1 rRNA gene is annotated in these 2,579 nt (G+C 55.9%); it reads right to left on the bottom strand.

Annotated elements, in window-relative coordinates:
* Nucleotides 1–2,219: ribosomal RNA gene (locus AC069I_RS44300) — 23S ribosomal RNA — on the bottom strand; the annotation flags it as partial.
* Nucleotides 2,220–2,579: the final 360 nt, after the last annotated feature.

The following is a 2,579-nucleotide window of genomic DNA, read 5'->3' as shown; positions in this document are numbered from 1 at the left end:
TCGTTACGCCATTCGTGCAGGTCGGAACTTACCCGACAAGGAATTTCGCTACCTTAGGATGGTTATAGTTACCACCGCCGTTTACTGGCGCTTAAATTCTCAGCTTCACCCCCAAAAGGGGTTAACCGGTCCTCTTAACGTTCCAGCACCGGGCAGGCGTCAGTCCATATACATCGTCTTGCGACTTCGCATGGACCTGTGTTTTTAGTAAACAGTCGCTTTCCGCTGGTCTCTGCGGCCACCCACCCCTAGTCCGCAAGGGACTTCAGAGTGTTTGGCCCCCCTTCTCCCGAAGTTACGGGGGCATTTTGCCGAGTTCCTTAACCACAGTTCACCCGATCGCCTTAGTATTCTCTACCTGACCACCTGTGTTGGTTTGGGGTACGGGCCGTGCACGCACTCGCTAGAGGCTTTTCTCGGCAGCATAGGATCACTCTACTTCGCCTCAATCGGCTACGCATCACGTCTCAACCTATATAGAGTGCGGATTTACCTACACTCCGGCCTACACGCTTACACCAGTACTACCACTCACTGGCGGAGCTACCTTCCTGCGTCACCCCATCACTCGACTACTACGGAATCAGATCCCACGCTCCACAACCACCCTCCACCCCGAAGGGTCTTGGATGGCGCTTCGGGTGGTTAGTATCAACCGCCTCATCCTGGGCGCACGTGCTCGGGTACGGGAATATCAACCCGTTATCCATCGACTACGCCTGTCGGCCTCGCCTTAGGTCCCGACTTACCCTGGGCGGATTAGCCTGGCCCAGGAACCCTTGGTCATCCGGCGGCAGAGTTTCTCACTCTGCATTCGCTACTCATGCCTGCATTCTCACTCCCACACCCTCCACGACTGGCTTCCGCCGCCGCTTCCCTGGATGCAGGACGCTCCCCTACCCATCCGTGCGACTAGACGTCCCTTCAAGAGAGACGCCGATCTATATGCACGAATGACACAGCTTCGGCGGTGTGCTTAAGCCCCGCTACATTGTCGGCGCAGGACCACTTGACCAGTGAGCTATTACGCACTCTTTCAAGGGTGGCTGCTTCTAAGCCAACCTCCTGGTTGTCTGGGCAATCCCACATCCTTTCCCACTGAGCACACACTTAGGGGCCTTAGCTGGTGTTCTGGGCTGTTTCCCTCTCGACGACGAAGCTTATCCCCCGCCGTCTCACTGCCACACTCTCACACCACGGTATTCGGAGTTTGGTTGATTTCGGTAACCCGGTAAGGCCCCTAGACCATCCAGTAGCTCTACCCCCGTGGAGAAACATGTGACGCTGCACCTAAATGCATTTCGGGGAGAACCAGCTATCACGGAGTTTGATTGGCCTTTCACCCCTACCCACAGCTCATCCCCTCAGTTTTCAACCTAAGTGGGTTCGGCCCTCCACGTCGTCTTACCGACGCTTCAGCCTGGCCATGGGTAGATCACTCCGCTTCGGGTCTAGACCACGCGACTCAGACGCCCTATTCAGACTCGCTTTCGCTACGGCTACCCCACACGGGTTAACCTCGCCACGCAGCACTAACTCGCAGGCTCATTCTTCAAAAGGCACGCCATCACCTCAACATCACAAGGATGTGCTCGGGCTCTGACGGCTTGTAGGCACACGGTTTCAGGTACTCTTTCACTCCCCTCCCGGGGTACTTTTCATCTTTCCCTCACGGTACTAGTCCGCTATCGGTCTTCAGGAAGTATTTAGGCTTACCGGGTGGTCCCGGCAGATTCACAGCAAATTCCACGAGCTCGCTGCTACTCGGGAACACCAAACAAACGATCCACAACGTGTTTTCGCGTACGGGACTCTCACCCACTCCGGTCGCCCATCCCAAGGCGTTCCACTAACACGCGTAACCGCTCCGAGAACTGTCAGATCCTCGACGCTGGGTCCCACAACACCACACACACAACGCCTGACAGCTTGACATGTGCATGGTTTAGCCTCTTCCGCTTTCGCTCGCCACTACTCACGGAATCACGGTTGTTTTCTCTTCCTACGGGTACTGAGATGTTTCACTTCCCCGCGTTCCCTCCACACACCCTATATATTCAGATGCGGGTAACACCACATAACTGGTGCTGGGTTTCCCCATTCGGAAATCCTCGGATCACAGCTCGGTTGACAGCTCCCCGAGGCATATCGCAGCCTCCCACGTCCTTCATCGGCTCCTGAAGCCAAGACATCCACCATGTGCCCTTAACAACTTGACCACAAAGATGCTCGCATCCACTCTACAGTTCTCAAACACCACACCAGAAACAAACAACTCTGGAGCTCGTGTAAGCCCCTCGGCGTGTTGCCTCAGGACCCAACAGCATGCCAGCGAACAATCATCAACCAGACCCGACATACCCCGTTCCACGCACCCAAGGTGCAGTACTAGAAGTCATCAGCAACCTGGCCTCAGGCCATAACCAGTAGTTCCACAATTCCTTGAGCAACCAGCACAACACCACGTTCGGGTGTTGAGTGCCGGCCACTCCACCACCGTTGGTCCGGGTATCCCGGCGGGGTGGATGTGTTGCTCCTTAGAAAGGAGGTGATCCAGCCGCACCTTCCGGTACGGCTAC

The sequence above is a fragment of the Amycolatopsis sp. NPDC043885 genome, from assembly GCF_056435685.1.
The sequence above is the reverse complement of the archived record's forward strand: the minus strand, read 5'-3'. Positions and strand labels throughout refer to the sequence as shown.